Source organism: Bacillus sp. ISO11, assembly GCF_003458115.1.
GTDB lineage: Bacteria > Bacillota > Bacilli > Bacillales > Bacillaceae_G > Bacillus_A > Bacillus_A cereus.
In genome coordinates this window covers 1-18,120 of the sequence record NZ_QXCO01000040.1, presented here as the reverse complement: position 1 = coordinate 18,120, position 18,120 = coordinate 1, and the positions used below count along the sequence as shown (strand labels likewise).

The window sequence follows — 18,120 nt, the reverse complement described above, 5'->3', positions numbered from 1 at the left end:
CTTAACATACAGGGTATCGGTTAAATTGTATTTATTTTGTATCTAAACGTACAATTTTCTTTTTTGATATGGTGACCCCTAGTAGATGCGACATAGCGAAAACTCCTCTTGTGATTTGTCTCGCCAACAATTATGATACGAGAGTTTTTGCTTTCTTTCTATAGTTAAACGCAAAATAATTGAATTTATGGTTTATTACCCACAGGGTATCGTAATGAACTATAAATTAACAAAAGAGATAAAAATGTAGAATAAAATGTGATATTCAATTTAAAAAAGGAGGATTATATTTATATGTTAAAAAAATTTGTGGTAAGTGCATTAACATTAGGTGGATTAGTTATAGGAGGAATCTCATCACATGCTGATGAACATGATCAATACTTCGGAAACTGTAAAAATGTCACGCAGAATGTAGAAGCAAATGAATACGTAAAAAACTGTGTTAAAATATTCCCGAACTCCCCCTTCGGTCCAAATGTAATAAAAATACCTAAATCTTTTTCATATGATGATGGCACTTATCAAGGAATACTCTATCTAGTTTCTCAAAATAGTACTCTGTATTCTATCGTTGCTAATTATGAAGGCACTTTAAAAAAATACAAATGAAATATAAAAGATAAATTCTTTTTATATTAATTGAAATGTTATGACTAAAAATATCAGTCTTAATGTCTCTTCAAACATTCTATATGGATACTTATCAAAAATCTAAGGAATTATATATAGTTAAATAAAAGTAATGGCTGAGGTTTTTAAGATAGGATTACAAATTGCTTTATTTTCAAAAATTGATGGAATTGAGTGGGCTGATCAAATCATTGAAACATTAAATATTCCTTCTAATGAAATTATAGAAGTATCTCTATTCAGTAATGATAAGTTAGTTGACATTGCATCTAAATTTAAAAACATAAAGAAAATATATGATAAAAAGTTACCCGTAAAAATTATATTGGGACTGTTTTGGGAGAAATTTATTATGAATGTAGAAAATGCATTGAAAATAAAACCATTTATATCTAATTTGATACATAATAATTACTGTGAGAGATTCAGTTATGTAGATGTACAGCTATATCATTCTAATGAGAAAATTAATTTAGCCGCATATACTATATACGGGACCTAAAAGATATTAGTCAAGAATTAAAAAGCTTTTTATCTTCTTATAAGGATTTTAGTCAGTACTTTTGTTTTGGAGATACTACAAAAATATTAAATTGATGGAAATTAAAAATTTAGGAGTAGATTCTCATAAAAGAAGACTATCTAATTTAAGTACTGGAAAATAGAAGTTAAAGTGGAAGAAGGCGTTGTATTATTAAAAGAATTCATTCTGCTAGCTAATAATGAGTTAATTTAGAGAAAATAATATAGCTAAATGAGATGCTGCTAAACAGCGGCGTCTCATTTGTATTTTTATTAAATCACAAAATAGATGCATAGAAATTAAAATTTTTATAACTTATATATCAAGAAAAGTTATACACCGGAAACAAGATCATAAAATTTATTTTCTATGTTTTCATAGAACTACTCTTCACTAAAAATTATTATTGTTTTTGAGCATTCACTATTCCTTCTTCTAATCCTCTATCTAATTCTTTTACTAATTCTTTCTCTAATCCTTTTTCTACTTCTTTCTCCGATTCTTCAATCTTCTTATTGTGCCCCTCTACAAATCCCACTAATATTTCTGTTATTATCGACATAGGTACACCTTTATCCAATAACATTTTAAGAAATTCAAATATAGAGAGACCTTGTGAGTTAATTGCATTATATTTGTTATTAATATATTGTTCTATTTTTTTTTCAGAAAGTTGATTATTCCCAGTCTTATTTTCAGGAATGTATTTTTGATTATTGTTCACCAAATGTGAAGCTGTAGTACTTGGACCTGTTCCCTTTAAAACTCTAGTATTTAAAGGATAAAGCCTGTTATTGATGCTTGAACTGATTTTCATCGCTCATTTTCCTCTTTCTTTTTGATAAATTTGATATGAATTTGTCACTACTAGCTATTACAAACGTATACACATTTTATATTCTTTATCTCATAGTGTTATATTTTATATTTATTATAATATTTATTACAGTTAAATTAAATCAAACTGTACCTACATATGCATTATTTCATTTTAGGTAGGATTTTATTTTGTTAACTTGATGAGCATGAGACGTTAAATCTACTACAAGAATTTGACGTTTGATACTGATTGTAGAAAATCCATTTATTACCTGCTAACATTTTATATTATTATACATATAATTCATATTAAACCAATGACTAAAACTAAGTTTAGACTTCTTGAATTTGAAAGTATAAACATGTCCATGTTCAGGTAAAGGTTTGAACATATTTTCCATATGAATTGGCCCTCCATTGTAATTTTAATACTCTAGTCTCTGCACATACCTTTTTTTGTAGAAAAACTATAATACAATAAATAACCAAAAGATCTATTTCCATATTTCCCTATTTATGTACCTTTCAGTTCGTTTTCTGCTATTAGTTCATGGGTTAAATAGATCAAATACATAATGACTGAGAGAATTAGATAACTAGCAGTTTTACCTTTATCAGCAATTAAATGCCTTGCTCCGACTAGAATCACTTTTATTATTAACAAAATCTCACTAGCTCAAATGTAATAACTTATGAGTATAAGAATATTTTCTGAGCTTTAATATAATGTAAAATTAGTAAGAAACTTATTTCATGAAAAAATATTAACTATTAAAGAATTAGAAGTGATTATATGACTAAATTATTACTATCGTGTTTATTAGCTATATTCTGTCTAAATATCGCAGGATGTTCTAATGATATGACTATACTAAAGGATAGTTCTAAACCTTCAACACCTACGAAAGCGAAATGCATTAACAAAGCTTGGTACAAAAAAATATACCCTGTAGTAGGGTATAATAAAGTTCATGAGGCGAAATTTTCATATATTAATCACAATATAAAAATGTTGTAATTAATTGTTCTAAATCTACCTAAAAAAACTATCAGTAATGGTGGTCTTGTTTAGATTGGTGAGGTTGTATTAGTATGATAGAATAGATTTAACTGTATGACGTAGGGTGGTTAGTTGCTGTCCTTTCTCTTTTTTATGTAGAGGGAAAGGAGGTGACTCCTATGATGGAATATTTACTGTCTTTGCTACAGGATTTGTTGAAAGTATTTTTGACAATTCTTGTTACTGGTTATGGAAACAAACTAGTGAGTAATATTAGCAAAAAACGTAAAAGAACCTCCCTACGCCGTCGGAAGCAAAAGGGAAGTTCTAGAAAAAGAAAATAACTTTATTTAGTAACTACCCGCCTTACGGCAACAGTTACCAGAAGAGATGTATAGAGCATCTCTTCTTTTATTATATACCCAAGGTATTACTGTAATACTACTGTAGTAATAATTATATCAAATGAACATAAAAAATCAATGTGTAAACAATGGTGTAATGGATAAAAGAAAAGACACCCTAAGGTGCCCTCCTCCGACTTATAAATCAAAGCTATATTTTATTCACTTTATTCAGTATGGTGATGATGGCCTTTGTATAGCAATAGAACCAAATCACGCTATAAGCATTAACGGACATCATAACATTCAAAATCGGTCTTTTATGTCCGCTAATACTTAACGTAAGTTTTGGTTTAGTTCCTACACAGACTACTATATCCTCTCTAATGACTGTGGTTGCATTGTCAAATACTAAAAGTATAATATCCTTTTATATAATTATAATGATTTAATTTCCTCGTATTGCCTCATTTTCTTGTAAAATGTCGCTTTCTTCATGCCAGTCTTGTCCATGAACTCAACAGCTTTGATCTTTCCTTGCTTGTTATACTCTTTCATGTACCAAGCATTAGAATTGAAACCTTTGAGATTACTGTTTCCTTAACCGCAAAGAAAACGCTAAACTTCATATATACTTTTGAGGATGTTATGTAATACTAATTGGTTTTTATGATAATTATTCATAAGTAGATAATTCACTACGCGCCTCGTCTATTGTATCCCTAGCAATTCTTAATGATTTTAAACATTTACCTAGTTTCTCTAAATCTGTTTGGCTCGCAGCATCTCCATAGTTGTCTATAACAAATTGCAAGTTATCCATCGCCTTTAAAATAGATGAATGTAGACCCTTTAATTCTGTTGGGGGTTCTACATATCGTACACTTGAGATGAGATAAGACATTTTATAGAAAACATCGCCTACATCTGAAACCCATGATTTGTTTATAGTACCCTTAATTTCTGCATCAGCCTCTAACATGCTAAATCGGGTCGCCACATCAGATAGGTCCTTTAAATAATCATCCATTACCCATGCATAATGCTGCTTGTCTAAATGTTTATAATCACTTGTTTCGGCTCTTTGCTTTACTTCTTTTTGATTTCCTATATTTTTTTTATCTGCGGTTAATTCCTCAACTGCTGCTGTAATGACTTTTATACCTTTTTTGCTACCAACAAGAGCGTCGATAATTAAAATACTACAGAGAAAAATAACAAACATGGCAATCCACTTAGCCCATTTCGGCATAAAAAAACTCCTTACTTAATATATTTCTCCTAAATTATAATACAGGATTAAAGACCCTATAAAAACTATGTCTCTTTACATAATACCTTACCTTCTGTTTTCTCAAAATTGACATCTTTAAGTAAATCTATATCATATACAAATCCATTTCCAACTTTACATCATTAAATTTAAATATAACACTATAATATGTTTCTATCAAGAATATTTTTCCAAATGAATATCATTCATAGCCTCCTCTTTTCACCATTAAACCTAATTTATACATCATAAATAAAAAAAAGAGGATCGCCCCATAGTAGAGCAGATCCTCACTTTCACTTCACATACACATAGGCTTCGTTTGCTGTTATATAATATGTTTTACCTTTACTATTGTGCACTCTATATTGTGGTGAATTATTTACAATTACCTTTGTATCAATAATGAATCCTAAACCCATATCTACAGTACCGGCATCATCTTTATCCTGCCAAGATGGAGAATCATAGAAACGTAAATTATTTACTTTTGAAATAACTCTTTTACCAATTACTGTAGCAGGCTCATTACCTTGGTAACAAATATATGAAGAATCATAATAAATCCATTGATTACCACCAAGATTTAACCAGTTTCCTAATTTACCCCATACTTTATAAGCCTCACCTTTTTGTAGCTTACGAATAATACTATTTCCTGTTGATGGTCCAAAGCGGAGATTTACATTGTATCCTTCAATATATGCAATACCATTCGACTCTACTGTACCAGATATTTCATTTGTTTTTTGTAGTTTGGTATCCACTGTAACCGTGCTCCCGTTATAAGCCTTTAACACGTCTGCTCGGAACTTAGCCTCAGATACGCCATGACTACGAAGATAATCTAGTGGATCTTCATGGTCTGTCCCACCTAATTTATACGTAATATCCCTATGTGTCCATAATCCTTTAGAGGGATGAATATTTCGTTCTCGCAAGATTTCCCCAATTAATTCTATATATTTTTCATATGAACGTTTAAATTTCAATGGATCACTTGTCTCACACAATTCAACATGAACAAATCTAGCATTTGCTGCTGGACCTGCCCCCCATGCCTGATGTTTTGTAGATGCAATTTGAATCTTTTCATTCCAATCCACTGCGTAGTGAACAAACGCTGAACGCCATGTACGAGACTCATATTTTTGAATATTAATTGCTGGTGCCTCTGGGGTAGCTGTAGAATGTGCCACAACACCTTCATAAGCTCCAACACCATAACGGTATGGTTGTTTTGGTAAATCAGGAATAAATAGAATTCTATCAGCAAATACATTTGTTTCAATTGATACTACTAAAATAATAGCAACAACTATGGATAAAATATGCTTATATTTCTTTTTCATTTTCTATCGGCATCCCTTTTTATAATTTTTGTATGGTCAAATAATCCACTAGCTGACAATCCGATAATCATTCCTTGAAATAAATTCATTTTAATATCTTGAGACAAAAATAAAACACCTAGCGTAATGCCAAGTGTTAAATTAAATAACGGAATATATTTTGTTTGCAGTCCAGTTGTTTTTGCAATTTGTGAAATTCCTACAACAACCCCAATCATTGCTGTAATTTCAATCATTACATACCTCCTCCTTTCAAAAAGAAGGTAAGAGCAGCTCCAATTAGTCCACCAATAATAAGGCGTAGGATCCAAGTTGTATTAGCACTGATTTTGTCTAATTGCTTATTAATATTAATAATGTCCTTTTCATTACCTGTCGTCCGCATTTCTAAACTTCTAATCTCTAATCGTATATCCTTAATATCTTGCCTTATTTCCTGAATATCACCTTTCACCTCTTGTAAACTATCCATTTTGCCACCTCTTTCCCACTTCTTATTTAATTCAACATAAACAAATTACGCACTAAACTACTCCTTTTATTCTTGAATCGATACATAAAAACAACTTAGTATAGAACACTACTGACATTTTCTATTTCCAATCATACTCCAATCCAAAAATTAATTAGCCACTCATACGAGTGACTCTAATTCTTTAACCTTATCTCACATCAAAATGTTCTTCTTTTACCCATGCATTATTTCCAATCACCAAATAACCATCTTTTCGTGCCAAAATTCTATATGGAACAGACCCGTCTACAAAACCTGTATAATTACCGTTAGGACCATCATATGTGTTAATACCACCGCCTGGGGGATATTTTGAATAAGCACTAAACCATTGCACATCAAAATGTTCCAGAGCAGCCCATGCCTCGTTTCCTAGACAAATCATAGGATTTTCATACCACGCTGCATCTATAATAAGATACGGTGTTTTATCATAAATTACCCTCGTAAAATATCCTCCTTGCGGTTGGCTATATAGATTAATCCCTCCATTATTCGGATATTTATTTACAGCAATCCCCAGACCTACTGGCTGTATTGGTTTATTATTATTGTTGTTAAATGCTTTATTTACCTTCTCAATGAATTGATCCAATCTTCCCTCGTCAAGCATACGGTGTGGACAATGTTTCCCACTCCACGATTTATGTGTACGTACATTACTAATTGGAATGTTGAATTGTTTCATTAACTGAGCTATAACAATTGCTGCATTATCTTCCGCCTTATAATATCTATCCCCACCACTTAAAGAATAGCAAATTTCCACTCCGATGGATTTACGATTACCATTTCCGTTACCATCACCAGCATGCCAAGCATTACGATCAAACGGAATACCTTGTACTGCTTCTTTGTCATCTACTGCAACATGGAACGAAACTGCATTATTATTTCCAATCATATAAGAAATTTCATTTTCAGCTGATGCATCATTGTACGTATTATGTACTGTGATGAATTCTGGCTTCATTGCATTAGGACATTTTATAGCATATTTACTTGAATCCACTAATTTTTTTCTAATCTCCATTACTGAACATCTCCTTTTTATTCTCTCGTTTTTATTACTTAAAATTCTCACTGCATTATTTAGTACATCTAGTAACCTAATCTCCATACGGCCAGCATTTTCTCTAATAAATTCCTTGTCTTCACCTGCTAAAAAAGAAAAAGAGCAACTGTTTATCAGTTGCTCTTCCTTTAATTCCTCTCTACACTCCTACACCATCGTTTTAAACGAATTCATAGAAAAGTATCACACTGCTTCTTCCATTTAATTTGATATTTATAGATTTCAAAATACTATCTCACATTAAAGTGTTCTTCTTTTACCCATGCATTATTTCCAATATCAATATAACCATTTAGTCGTCCAAAAACTCTATATGGAACAGATCCATCTACAAAACCTGTATAATTTCCGTTAGGACCATCATATGTGTTAATACCACCGCCTGGGGGATATTTTGAATAAGCACTAAACCATTGCACATCGAAATGTTCCAGAGCAGCCCATGCCTCGTTTCCTAGACAAATCATAGGATTTTCATACCACGCTGCATCTATAATAAGGTACGGTGTTTTATCATAAATTACCCTCGTAAAATATCCTCCTTGCGGTTGGCTATATAGATTAATCCCTCCATTATTCGGATATTTATTTACAGCAATCCCCAGACCTACTGGTTGAATTGGTTTATCAGTATTGTTACCACCACCATCTTTACCCAAGTGATCTAACGGATTCACAGCATTACTTTTACTCGCATTCCAACGTCCTTTATGCAATTCAAAATGTAAGTGTTGGCCACTAGAATCCCCCGTGTTTCCCATAACTCCAATAGTTTGTCCTTGTGAAACATAATCACCTTCGTTTACTGTTCGAGAACCACTACGCATATGAGCGTATACAGTTTCCCATGTAACTCCATCAATTGTATGCACAATCATAATACATTCACCATAACTAGATGAAAAATAAGAACGACTAACTTGACCGCTAGCCGCTGCATAAATAGGGTGATAACCTGCTTCAGCAAGGTCTATCCCATGGTGATCTGGTCTGCTGCCTCTAAAACCACTTGTTACTCTCGTTGTATCTGTAGGATAAATAAATTTTGTCATATTAGTCTCCCTTTCTATTTTTACACCATTTAAAAAAGGTACTTAAATGAGCACCTTCGTTCACTGTCTATATTTATTATTTTTTGGATATATTTTAGTTGTTCAAATTTTAAGATGAACAGAACGAAAAGCTATCCTTCATTATTTAACATTAAAATGTTCTTCTTTTACCCATGTATTATTTCCAATATCTATATAACCATTTAATCGTCCAAAAACTCTATATGGAGCAGATCCATCTACAAAACCTGTATAATTTCCGTTAGGACCATCATATGTGTTAATACCACCGCCTGGTGGATATTTTGAATAAGCACTAAACCATTGCACATCGAAATGTTCCAGAGCAGCCCATGCCTCGTTTCCTAGACAAATCATAGGATTTTCATACCACGCTGCATCTATAATAAGGTAAGGTGTTTTATCATAAATTACCCTCGTAAAATATCCTCCTTGTGGTTGGCTATATAGATTAATCCCCCCGTTATTCGGATATTTATTTACAGCAATACCCAAGCCCACCGGTTGTATTGGTTTATTGTTATTACCAGCTTCATCAAAATCTACATATTGCTTAACAATTTCAGAGTAGAAGAAATTCCCTCCATTTTTATATCGGTAGCCACCATTGTATGCAATGGCAATAGGCTGACTATACTTGACCATAGCACCAGTTTTATTACCAAGTGATGGCGCAACAACCGTTTTAGAATACTGATCTGCCACTGGTAATGAATGTTGTTTATTGTTAGAAGCTAACCAGCGAAGGTAAGCTCGTCCAAAATTATATGATTGAACAATGGCACTTAAATCTGTAATGCCATTTTTCTTTGCATCATCAAAAGCTCCTTTTAGATGCTTTACTCCATAATAAATTGAATCTTTAGGATTTTTAATTGTATTCATCGCCCAACCTTGTGATTCACTGGACTGCATAATATCAGGTGTTGTTTCAGAGTTTCCTCCACTCTCCACCATAATAATCCCAAGTACATAGGGAACTAATTCAGACACACCTTGTGCTGAACATTCACTTTCTACCATTGTTTGCCAACGTAACACTTGTTGTGGCAGATTCTTTGTTTTAACTGAAGCAGCTAATATACTCATTACTAAATCTCTCCTTATTTTCCTATTATTTTTTCTATAAAACTCTTAATCTACTAAGTACCTCTAACACTTAAATGAAAATTATTTTTTAAAATTACTTCATGTTGCTCACCTTCTTTCACAACAAAAAGAGCAACCATAAAAATAGTTGCCCTTTCGTCGAAATCTTATATTACTACTATAAATCACTTTTTCAATACTTTCTGTACACTGCATGTATCCTACAAAAAGGTAACATTAAAACCCATCTACAAACTTGACAATCTTTCTTATTTCAGCATGTTTGCGTCGGATATAGCCTGTACTATAATGCAAGTCAAACGCTATTTGTTCTAAGGTCATTCCATCAATATACTTCATTTTGAGTATTTGATGATCTAATCCTGTAAACTTATTAATTAAAATCTTTAAATCAAATACTTCATTCATCTTATGTCCTAATTCATATTCAATAGCTTCAATCCGATCTTCTACTTTAGCCCCTTCCGATTCAGCAGTTAATCGTATATTTTGCAAGTCCCCACTAGTCCAGCGCTTTAATTCTGCTTTTGATTTGTCTAAGTTATATTCTAAATATGCAATTTCTTCTTCTAGTTTCTGATAATCTTTGAGCCAGTCAAACATATAATAATCCCCCTACTTCTCTTTATTTAAATGCTGCTTTTATTTTTATCGTTTTCCGAAAGAAGACTCCTTCCTCAAAAATGTGAAGGTGTGAAACACCAATTTTAGGTGGGAGATGAATGTCGGTTGGCATAAGCCAACATATTTGCTATCATTTACTTGTACAGATTGCTCTTCGAAAACTGAAGTTATGAGGTTGGTTGCAGAAAAACGTTGCAACCGTAAAATCTTCAACGTTCTATCGCCCCACGCTTCTCAAAATTGCGAAAACCAAGCTAAAGTAGGTAGTGTGGTGAGTCAGCGTACAAGATACTTATGTTCTCACCGTAGAGCCTGCTAAGATAACTGGTGGATACATCGGTGTTCGCAGGAATCTCCCACTTCAAACAGTTCATTAGGACGTTAAGTGGTGAGTAGTTCAACACCAAAGATAAGCTAACCTTTATTATCAATTTAATAAAATTTATAAATATTAATTATGATTTATATTTTTTTAATAAAGTTTTTAATCTCTCACGCTCTTCTTCAATAGTTAACTCATTATTTTTTATAGGCTGCTCTTCTGGAATATCTTCTTTTTCATGTAACCATTCTGGTACCATTTCATTTCGATTGGTATTCCCTGACCCAAATTGTTTTTTATTCTTACCAAGATCAAACTGTGCATCTAGCATAGCTACATCCTTGAGTGTTTTTACCTTTTTGGCTTCCCAATTTTTAAGAATCCCACGTACATATCTCCACTTTGGTACATTTTCATCAATTGATCTATTTACTGCTTCCCCAATTAGTTCACTACCTAATGATTCACAAAATGCACCAAGCTCTATAATTGCTATTTCACTTAATGAAATTCTATTCTTCATCAAAAATTGATGACTTATTTTAAAATCTTCATTTGTTAATTTTTTTGAGAGTAAACTTTGTTTATTATCATGAATATGATTTATATTTTGTATATTAGTATTTAGTTCTTTCGTACTTTGTATATTAGTATTTAGTAGCTTGTGATTATCCACCGGTAGGTTACCAGCAACAGGTTTTCCAGCAGGTGGGTTTTCCACTGGTGGATAATCATCCACTGGAATTTCGTAAATAATTGTCTCCCATCTAACAATTTTGTTTTTTTCATCTCTAACAGGAAATCTTCTAATATATCCGTACTCTTTTAATTCCTGCATTCCAGCTCTTAAGCTATTAATACCGTCTTTTGCATGTTGCGATAATTCTTCTCTATAAAACACCCAATCATCTGGAAGTGTAAGTATGTAAGCTAATATTCCTTTCGCCTTCCAAGAAAGCCTCTTATCCTTTAGACCGGTATTATTAATAACGGAATAATTATTATCTTTTTTTACTCGGAAAATCCCCATATTATCTACCTCTCATATTTTCAAACCTTTTTTACTTACTTATTGCAACTCTTAACTTCTCCATGACAAAATCTACTTTCCACACTTTTTAAACCAAAGTGCGGTTAAAAAGAACTTAAAGTTCGATTTATTACTAAAAAAATATCATCTACACTCTTATCAAAAAACTGTGCAATCTTCCTAGCTGTCTCCATTGATGGCGTTCTTTCTTTTTGATCAATCATTCGAATATAGCGTTCAGTTACTCCGCAATAGCTAGCAATTTCTTTATATAAGTTTTTTTTCGAATCGTACATTTTATTTCCCATTATCACACCTCCATAAGAACAATTAGTTCTAAATACAGATTAAAGAACTAATTGTTCTTTGTCAATGCATAAAAGAACTTTTTGTGCTAAAATGAATTCAAAGAGAACAATTAGTTCAATTAGAGAGGTGAACGATGTGATAGGACTTAGAATAAAATCCTTACGAAAAAAAGAGAATTTAACTCAAAAACAACTGGCAGAAAAAATCGGCGTATCCCAAAGAATGATAGGTTACTACGAATCAGAAGAGAGGTTCCCTCCACATGATGTTTTAACTAAATTAGCTGATTGCTTTTCAGTTTCAGCTGACTATTTACTTGGTCGATCTGTTACAGGCGAACCAAACGAACAAGTAACGCCAAAAGATGAGAAAGATATAGCAAAAAGAATGGAAGAAATAAAGAAAGATCTACAAGGCGAAGATGGCTTAATGTTCTCTGGTGAACCTATGAGTCAAGAAGCGGTAGAGTCATTATTAGATGCGATGGAGTACATTGTAAAACAAACAAAAGTAATCAATAAAAAATACGTGCCTAAGAAATATCGTAATCCAGACGATAACTGATGCAAGCTTAGGAGGGAAAACATTGAAATTCGTCATTAGAGATCTAGTCCAACAACTTTGCACCAAATACAACACGAAAAACCCCTATGAGCTTGCAGATTACTTAAAAATACATGTACTAACATGGGATTTACATGAAGAAATAAATGGTTTTTATAAATATGAAAAAAGAAATCGTTTCATTGTTATTAATACTAATTTATCTCCATCTATGCAGAGAACTGTTTGTGCCCATGAATTAGGACACGCGGTTCTACATACTCATGCAAATACACCTTTTCTGCGTAAGAATACATTCTTTTCCGTTGATAAATTAGAGATAGAAGCAAATACGTTTGCTGCGCTTTTGTTAATTGACCAAAAGACCATTCAGCGTGGTGATACAAAAGCATGTATAGCATACAAAAATAATATTCCTGTTGAACTTTTGGAATTTTACAAGCCTTGCTAAAGGAATTAAGATGTTTTAATTGTTGGTTCAAACGCTGACGAGAAAAAGAGAGTGCTCCATCTTTAAAGCAAAAGAAATGAAATAGTATCTATTGTTTAAAAAATCTATACAGTTAAAGCAAATAAAAAAAATGCACCTCTAATTGTTAATTATGTGTCTAACAATTGGGGTGCACTTCAATAACAGTAGGTCTGTTTCAAAAAATCAATAAGCCCTAATATTGTCTATCCTTCACTGTACGAAAATCAATCACTACTTAAATATTACTTTCCTTGTACAGAAATTCCTAATACATAGTAATCTGGATGTAGAGTAACTACAGACTCCCCAGGTTTTACCCACTGTAGAGGACTTACATTTAATTCTACGCTATGATTATCTTTTTCAAAACGATTGATATAATCCTTATCATTTTTTACAAAACTATCAATTTCTTTTTTTAATTCTGGATTTGGATTTACTAATCTATCAATCTCTTTATCAAGAGTGAAATTCGGATTTATCATATACATCCAGTTTTTCGCTAACTCAACAGTTGATTTGTCAACGACAAACATGAAATAGAAGTTATCTTCATCCTTCCCAACAAACGAAAATGAACCATGAGAGTCAATCATTCTTGGCAAATTAGGAGTATATAGATCAATTTCTGATGCTACATATCTATATCTGAAATTCGCATTATATTTCTTATTTACTTCAGTAACAAGATTTTGACCTTGTTTAGAAATAGATCGCTCTCTTACAGATGAAATTTCAATTGAATATCTATCAAAGAAAAAATCATCTGTCACTAACGCATTGGGAATACCTATTGGCGTTACCCCTGGTTTTGTCTCTGGCTTTGGCTCTGGTTTTGGCTTTGGCTCTGGTTTTGTTTCTTTTTCAACTGCATTAATAGAGTTATATAAGAACTGACTATACGCTTCACGTGTTACAAACATTTTTGGAGAATACATATTACCTCCAGTACCAATTGTAACCCCATTTTCCTCTAATGCACTAATTGCACCGTAAGACCAAGAATTTTTATCAACATCTGAAAATTTTGTTGTTTTCGTTGCCTTAAATTTAAAAGCATTTGTAAGTGCTTGTGCCATTTGTTCACGAGTTAAAATATCATCTGGACCATACTTCCCATCACCAAATCCATTTACAAGTCCTGCTTTAGCAAGTGCTAAGATTTCTTTTTCAAACAAATGTCCTTTAATATCAGTAAAAGGATTTTTGAAGCTAGCATCTGCATCTGCTGGTTTTAGGTACATATAAATCATTCGAGCAACTTGCCCACGAGTTACATTGTCACCAAAGCCAAAGATATTATTTCCGTACCCTTGCACTACTTTACGATTTGTTAAATCATAAATTGCTTTTGTAGACCAGTGATTTGCTGGAACATCTTTAAATGTTGTATCTGCCTGTACATTTGATAAAGATGTTAAAGTTGTTGCTGCAAGTACTACACCTGTTAAAATCATTTTTTTCATTTTCATGCTATTTCCCCTTCTTCTCCTAATTATTTTTACGAATGAAAATATACTTTATTTTCTAACGTAATCATAATAACACAAATACATTATATTTATATATAGTTATTTATCGTTTTTAATGATAAAAATACTAATCCTCCCAGAACACTATAGACTCACAAAAAAACTCTTCTTGCCTATAGAAGAGTTTTTACTACGACTTCACTGTTAAATAGCATTTTCCTTTATTTCAAGTAAATGTCTGCTGTATTCTTTTTAAACTAGCCGAGATATTGTTTTAGTATTTCTAGACCTATTTTCAACTCTTCTAATGAGTTTGTAGAGGATAGAGCAACTCGTAAATACTGATTAGGCATGGTTTGTGCGGTAATAAAGCGCTCGGAATGAAAAACCCGAATGCCGTGCCTCTCCAAATCTGTTTCTAATTGAAATGCATCATAATGATTTTGAATAGGTAGCCAACGGTAAAAACTAAAAGGATGCCCTACAGGCTTGTTGGAAGAAAAATATCCTGAATAAATTTCGTTTGCAGACTCCGCTAAAAATTTCTTCTGCTTAACAATTTCATGAGCTTTTCCTGATAACACTAGCTCTGTTATCACCTCTACGTCTAAAGAAGATGTTTTAACATTGACATTAAATATAGCCTTTAAAATATCCTTACGTAAGGCATCTCCGAATACCATATAAGCAACCCTTAATCCTGAACAAATGCACTTAGAAGTTCCACTAATATAAACACTTTGTTCTGGAAGTAAATTAAACATTGGTTGCTCATAATCAGAAATAACCCCTGCTGTCAAAAATGCATGAATATCATCCTCAATCAAAATTATTTGATGCTTTCGAATGATTGCTGCTAACTCTTTCTTTCGAAAATTTGCAATCATAATCGTAGTAGGATTAGAGCAAGAAGGCATTAAAAAAATACCATGAATATCTAATTGACTACATTGTTTATCGAGTTCACTTGGGAGCATTCCAAATTCATCCCCTTGAATGGGTACTAATTGAATATGTAGCATTTTTGCCAATTCGATAAAATTTGAATAGGTGTATACATCAGTTGCAATTCGGTTTCCAGGTTTAAACAACGCTGTCAATGTAATCGCTAAAGCATTTTGTGACCCCGAAACTATTGCTATATGGTCTTGATCCACATTAATGCCAAAAGACTTCATCCAATTAAGACCTGCCGTTTTTTGATGCGGAAGACCAGTTGGATCATTGTAATTTAATAGTTGCTCTAAATACTTTTTATCTACGACCTTTTGAATAGTCTCTGCGACAATACTATTAGTTTGCTCAAATGATGCTACTAATCCAAGATCAATGCAGTTTCTGATTTCCTCTGTAGAAATAGTAATGGAACGAGTTGCATTAGGAGCTACAAAAGTTCCACTCCCTGTGATTGCGTAAATTAGGCCTTTAACTTCACATAGTTTGTAAGCTCGGGTAATTGTTGTAAAGTTTAAATCTAAAAAATCTGCTAATTCTCGTTGTGGAGGTAATTTTGTTCCTGGAGCTAAAAAACCATTTACAATATCATGTTCAAGTAGTGCTGCAATAGAGGAATAAAATGGACGCTTTAATAGTTCCTTATTAGGTTTCCAAGACATAGAGTAATTTTCAAATGAATTTACTGGCATGCTTCACCTCTACGATTAAATTTTTATAGTATAAATTTTAAAAGTTAAAATTAAGATTTATAAACTTTGAAAATTATTACAAGGATATAAACTCAGCATTATTTTAAAGTTAGAATAACACATTCCTCTAAAGAAAATTGTAATCCATACAATTTTCTTATTCATTGTATGGATTTTATGTGTTAAATTTGTATGCAATAAAGCTCTTGATTAAGGATGTGAATAATATGAAAAATAGAAATCAAATAAGAATCGCATTCCGTGCAGCTTTCCCTTATACAATACCTATTTTTGCTGGTTTTGTATTTTTAGGAATTGCTTATGGAATCTACATGAACTCTCTGGGTTTCAGTGCAATATATCCAATTCTAATGAGTTTAATCATATTCGCAGGATCAATGGAATTTATTGCAGCTAATTTATTACTGGTTGCTTTTAATCCAATTCATGCACTTTTTCTTACTTTAATGGTGAATGCACGGCATTTATTTTATGGTATTTCTATGCTAGATAAGTATAAAGGAACTGGTAAGAAAAAGTTTTATCTTATTTTTGGACTATGTGATGAATCTTTTTCTATTAATTCTACTGTTGATATTCCAAAAGGTGTTGATAAGGGTTGGTTTATGTTCTTCGTGACACTGCTTAATCATTTGTATTGGGGTATAGGAGCCGCAATTGGTGGTATTTTTGGTTCCCTTGTACACTTCAATACAAAAGGACTAGATTTCGTTATGACAGCACTTTTCGTTGTAATTTTTGTTGAACAATGGATGAGGGAGAAAAAGCATTATAGCGCTCTTGTAGGACTGGGATTATCGATATTTAGCCTAATTATTTTTGGTGGAAACAATTTCATAATTCCTGCAATGATTATGATTTTATTAGTACTTACTATCCTAAAAAAACCAATAGAGAACATAGAGGAGGTTTCCGTGTGACAATGAGTTTACTGCAACAAGTTATAACAGTTGGTATAGTGGTTTTAGGCACAATGATTACAAGGTTCCTTCCCTTCTTAGTGTTCCCATCAGATAAACCTACTCCGCAATATGTCCAGTATCTCGGTAAGGTACTACCTTCAGCTGTCATAAGTCTTTTAGTTATTTACTGTTTTAAGGATCTAAACTTATTATCCGGCAATCATGGTGCTCCAGAATTAATTTCAGTAGGAGTAGTAATAATCCTTCACATATGGAAGAGACAAATGCTTCTCTCCATAGCAGGTGGAACAATTATCTACATGCTGTTAGTACAATTGTTTTTTAATTAAATTTATAATGACTAGTAATTGATCCTATCATCCTTCTATTTTAGAAATAGGATCATTATAATCAATAAACTAAAGAATAAGCAATGAATGCATTAGCATGCGCAATTCTTTTCGATAATACAGTGAGCTTCGAGAAAGATTACTATTAGACTAGTTACAACGCACCAGTGGGCCAAATCTAATTATCAATGTTGTCTCCACTTCTGTAATATTTTGTATTTAACTCCAGCTACAAAAAATATGAAGAAGGTTGGCAAATATCTTACCTCTTAGTTCAAAGCATATTAATTTTCCTAGGTGAATACAACTTTATCGTTTTCCGACAGAAGACTCCTTCCTCAAAAATGTGAAGGTGTGAAACACCAATTTTAGGTGGGAGATGAATGTCGATTGGCATAAGCCAACATATTTGCTATCATTTACTTGTACAGATTGCTCTTCGAAAACTGAAGATATGAGGTTGGTTGCAGAAAAACGTTGCAACCGTAAAATCTTCAACGTTCTATCACCCCACGCTTCTCAAAATTGCGAAAACCAAGCTAAAGTAGGTATTGTGGTGAGTCAGCGTACAAGATACTTATGTTCTCACCGTAGGGACTGCGGGTAGAGCCTGCTAAGATAACTGGTGGATACATCGGTGTTCGCAGGAATCTCCCACTTCAAACAGTCCGTTAGGACGTTAAGTGGTGAGT

The 18,120-nt window shown here is 32.5% G+C and carries 18 protein-coding genes and 2 pseudogenes; 7 read left to right on the top strand and 13 right to left on the bottom strand.

Features of this window, described 5'->3' with window-relative positions; translation table 11 throughout:
• The first annotated feature begins 294 nt into the window (after window positions 1-294).
• Window positions 295-612, top strand: coding sequence for a hypothetical protein (locus tag D1166_RS27260; protein WP_098209396.1), 318 nt, complete (start codon window positions 295-297; stop codon window positions 610-612).
• Between the two features lie 133 nt (window positions 613-745).
• Window positions 746-1,230 (top strand): annotated as a pseudogene (locus tag D1166_RS27255) (hypothetical protein).
• A gap of 329 nt (window positions 1,231-1,559) precedes the next feature.
• On the opposite strand, the gene D1166_RS27250 reads toward D1166_RS27255, so the two are convergent.
• Complete coding sequence (locus D1166_RS27250) at window positions 1,560-1,973, bottom strand: hypothetical protein (protein WP_098209397.1); 414 nt, start codon at window positions 1,971-1,973, stop codon at window positions 1,560-1,562.
• A 1,181-nt stretch (window positions 1,974-3,154) separates the two neighbouring features.
• Between D1166_RS27250 and D1166_RS31420 the strand changes: the two genes are divergently transcribed.
• Complete coding sequence (locus tag D1166_RS31420; protein WP_165375055.1) at window positions 3,155-3,319, top strand: hypothetical protein; 165 nt, start codon at window positions 3,155-3,157, stop codon at window positions 3,317-3,319.
• Between the two features lie 676 nt (window positions 3,320-3,995).
• On the opposite strand, the gene D1166_RS27235 is transcribed toward D1166_RS31420, so the two are convergent.
• The 10 genes and pseudogenes from D1166_RS27235 to D1166_RS27185 all read right to left on the bottom strand — a co-directional run bounded on the left by D1166_RS27235 (window position 3,996) and on the right by D1166_RS27185 (window position 12,000).
• Window positions 3,996-4,571 carry a hypothetical protein gene (locus D1166_RS27235; protein ID WP_098209400.1) on the bottom strand — a complete coding sequence of 192 codons (576 nt, stop codon included), beginning with the start codon at window positions 4,569-4,571 and terminating at the stop codon, window positions 3,996-3,998.
• 317 nt (window positions 4,572-4,888) lie between these two features.
• On the bottom strand, window positions 4,889-5,944 hold the full coding sequence (locus D1166_RS27230) for an N-acetylmuramoyl-L-alanine amidase (RefSeq protein ID WP_118043498.1): 1,056 nt from the start codon (window positions 5,942-5,944) through the stop codon (window positions 4,889-4,891).
• The gene (locus D1166_RS27225) at window positions 5,941-6,180 is read right to left on the bottom strand and encodes a hypothetical protein (RefSeq protein ID WP_000570185.1); all 240 of its coding nucleotides are present in this window, start codon (window positions 6,178-6,180) and stop codon (window positions 5,941-5,943) included. The genes D1166_RS27230 and D1166_RS27225 overlap by 4 nt, the downstream gene beginning before the upstream one ends.
• A complete protein-coding gene (locus D1166_RS27220; protein ID WP_000377824.1) occupies window positions 6,180-6,416 on the bottom strand; it encodes a hemolysin XhlA family protein in 237 nt (78 codons plus the stop codon). The genes D1166_RS27225 and D1166_RS27220 overlap by 1 nt, the downstream gene beginning before the upstream one ends.
• 190 nt (window positions 6,417-6,606) lie before the next feature.
• Window positions 6,607-7,491, bottom strand: a complete 885-nt coding sequence (locus D1166_RS27215) for a peptidoglycan recognition protein family protein (RefSeq protein ID WP_098209403.1) — start codon at window positions 7,489-7,491, stop codon at window positions 6,607-6,609.
• Window positions 7,492-7,763: 272 nt separating this feature from the next.
• The gene (locus D1166_RS27210) at window positions 7,764-8,585 is read right to left on the bottom strand and encodes a M23 family metallopeptidase (protein ID WP_000159988.1); all 822 of its coding nucleotides are present in this window, start codon (window positions 8,583-8,585) and stop codon (window positions 7,764-7,766) included.
• 141 nt (window positions 8,586-8,726) lie between these two features.
• Window positions 8,727-9,695, bottom strand: a complete 969-nt coding sequence (locus D1166_RS27205; RefSeq protein WP_118043497.1) for a lysozyme family protein — start codon at window positions 9,693-9,695, stop codon at window positions 8,727-8,729.
• A gap of 237 nt (window positions 9,696-9,932) precedes the next feature.
• Window positions 9,933-10,319 carry a hypothetical protein gene (locus D1166_RS27200; RefSeq protein WP_000460733.1) on the bottom strand — a complete coding sequence of 129 codons (387 nt, stop codon included), beginning with the start codon at window positions 10,317-10,319 and terminating at the stop codon, window positions 9,933-9,935.
• A 476-nt stretch (window positions 10,320-10,795) separates the two neighbouring features.
• The gene (locus D1166_RS27190; RefSeq protein WP_000510881.1) at window positions 10,796-11,692 is read right to left on the bottom strand and encodes a DnaD domain protein; all 897 of its coding nucleotides are present in this window, start codon (window positions 11,690-11,692) and stop codon (window positions 10,796-10,798) included.
• Window positions 11,693-11,764: 72 nt separating this feature from the next.
• Window positions 11,765-12,000: pseudogene (locus tag D1166_RS27185) on the bottom strand (helix-turn-helix transcriptional regulator).
• A 136-nt stretch (window positions 12,001-12,136) separates the two neighbouring features.
• Between D1166_RS27185 and D1166_RS27180 the strand changes: the two are divergent.
• Both D1166_RS27180 and D1166_RS27175 read left to right on the top strand, forming a co-directional pair.
• Window positions 12,137-12,565: a helix-turn-helix domain-containing protein gene (locus D1166_RS27180; protein ID WP_000579788.1), complete on the top strand. Its 429-nt coding sequence runs from the start codon at window positions 12,137-12,139 to the stop codon at window positions 12,563-12,565.
• A 22-nt stretch (window positions 12,566-12,587) separates the two neighbouring features.
• On the top strand, window positions 12,588-13,016 hold the full coding sequence (locus D1166_RS27175; RefSeq protein WP_000673778.1) for an ImmA/IrrE family metallo-endopeptidase: 429 nt from the start codon (window positions 12,588-12,590) through the stop codon (window positions 13,014-13,016).
• Between the two features lie 263 nt (window positions 13,017-13,279).
• On the opposite strand, the gene D1166_RS27170 is transcribed toward D1166_RS27175, so the two are convergent.
• Together D1166_RS27170 and D1166_RS27165 are read right to left on the bottom strand one after the other, a co-directional pair.
• Window positions 13,280-14,509: an S-layer homology domain-containing protein gene (locus D1166_RS27170; protein ID WP_098209404.1), complete on the bottom strand. Its 1,230-nt coding sequence runs from the start codon at window positions 14,507-14,509 to the stop codon at window positions 13,280-13,282.
• A gap of 257 nt (window positions 14,510-14,766) precedes the next feature.
• Window positions 14,767-16,155 carry an aminotransferase-like domain-containing protein gene (locus D1166_RS27165; protein WP_001145016.1) on the bottom strand — a complete coding sequence of 463 codons (1,389 nt, stop codon included), beginning with the start codon at window positions 16,153-16,155 and terminating at the stop codon, window positions 14,767-14,769.
• A 227-nt stretch (window positions 16,156-16,382) separates the two neighbouring features.
• Between D1166_RS27165 and azlC the strand changes: the two genes are divergently transcribed.
• Together azlC and D1166_RS27155 are read left to right on the top strand one after the other, a co-directional pair.
• Window positions 16,383-17,096, top strand: a complete 714-nt coding sequence (azlC, locus tag D1166_RS27160) for an azaleucine resistance protein AzlC (RefSeq protein ID WP_000797393.1) — start codon at window positions 16,383-16,385, stop codon at window positions 17,094-17,096.
• Window positions 17,093-17,428, top strand: coding sequence for a branched-chain amino acid transporter permease (locus D1166_RS27155; RefSeq protein WP_000178819.1), 336 nt, complete (start codon window positions 17,093-17,095; stop codon window positions 17,426-17,428). Before azlC ends, D1166_RS27155 begins: the two co-directional genes overlap by 4 nt.
• Window positions 17,429-18,120: the final 692 nt, after the last annotated feature.

What these genes read in the sequence shown, in the direction of transcription:
- D1166_RS27260 (WP_098209396.1), top strand. Translation starts at nt 295, where the DNA reads ATGTTAAAAAAATTTGTGGTAAGTGCATTAACATTAGGTGGATTAGTT.
- D1166_RS27250 (WP_098209397.1), bottom strand. Translation starts at nt 1,973, where the DNA reads ATGAAAATCAGTTCAAGCATCAATAACAGGCTTTATCCTTTAAATACT.
- D1166_RS31420 (WP_165375055.1), top strand. Translation starts at nt 3,155, where the DNA reads ATGATGGAATATTTACTGTCTTTGCTACAGGATTTGTTGAAAGTATTT.
- D1166_RS27235 (WP_098209400.1), bottom strand. Translation starts at nt 4,571, where the DNA reads ATGCCGAAATGGGCTAAGTGGATTGCCATGTTTGTTATTTTTCTCTGT.
- D1166_RS27230 (WP_118043498.1), bottom strand. Translation starts at nt 5,944, where the DNA reads ATGAAAAAGAAATATAAGCATATTTTATCCATAGTTGTTGCTATTATT.
- D1166_RS27225 (WP_000570185.1), bottom strand. Translation starts at nt 6,180, where the DNA reads ATGATTGAAATTACAGCAATGATTGGGGTTGTTGTAGGAATTTCACAA.
- D1166_RS27220 (WP_000377824.1), bottom strand. Translation starts at nt 6,416, where the DNA reads ATGGATAGTTTACAAGAGGTGAAAGGTGATATTCAGGAAATAAGGCAA.
- D1166_RS27215 (WP_098209403.1), bottom strand. Translation starts at nt 7,491, where the DNA reads ATGGAGATTAGAAAAAAATTAGTGGATTCAAGTAAATATGCTATAAAA.
- D1166_RS27210 (WP_000159988.1), bottom strand. Translation starts at nt 8,585, where the DNA reads ATGACAAAATTTATTTATCCTACAGATACAACGAGAGTAACAAGTGGT.
- D1166_RS27205 (WP_118043497.1), bottom strand. Translation starts at nt 9,695, where the DNA reads ATGAGTATATTAGCTGCTTCAGTTAAAACAAAGAATCTGCCACAACAA.
- D1166_RS27200 (WP_000460733.1), bottom strand. Translation starts at nt 10,319, where the DNA reads ATGTTTGACTGGCTCAAAGATTATCAGAAACTAGAAGAAGAAATTGCA.
- D1166_RS27190 (WP_000510881.1), bottom strand. Translation starts at nt 11,692, where the DNA reads ATGGGGATTTTCCGAGTAAAAAAAGATAATAATTATTCCGTTATTAAT.
- D1166_RS27170 (WP_098209404.1), bottom strand. Translation starts at nt 14,509, where the DNA reads ATGAAAATGAAAAAAATGATTTTAACAGGTGTAGTACTTGCAGCAACA.
- D1166_RS27165 (WP_001145016.1), bottom strand. Translation starts at nt 16,155, where the DNA reads ATGCCAGTAAATTCATTTGAAAATTACTCTATGTCTTGGAAACCTAAT.
- azlC (WP_000797393.1), top strand. Translation starts at nt 16,383, where the DNA reads ATGAAAAATAGAAATCAAATAAGAATCGCATTCCGTGCAGCTTTCCCT.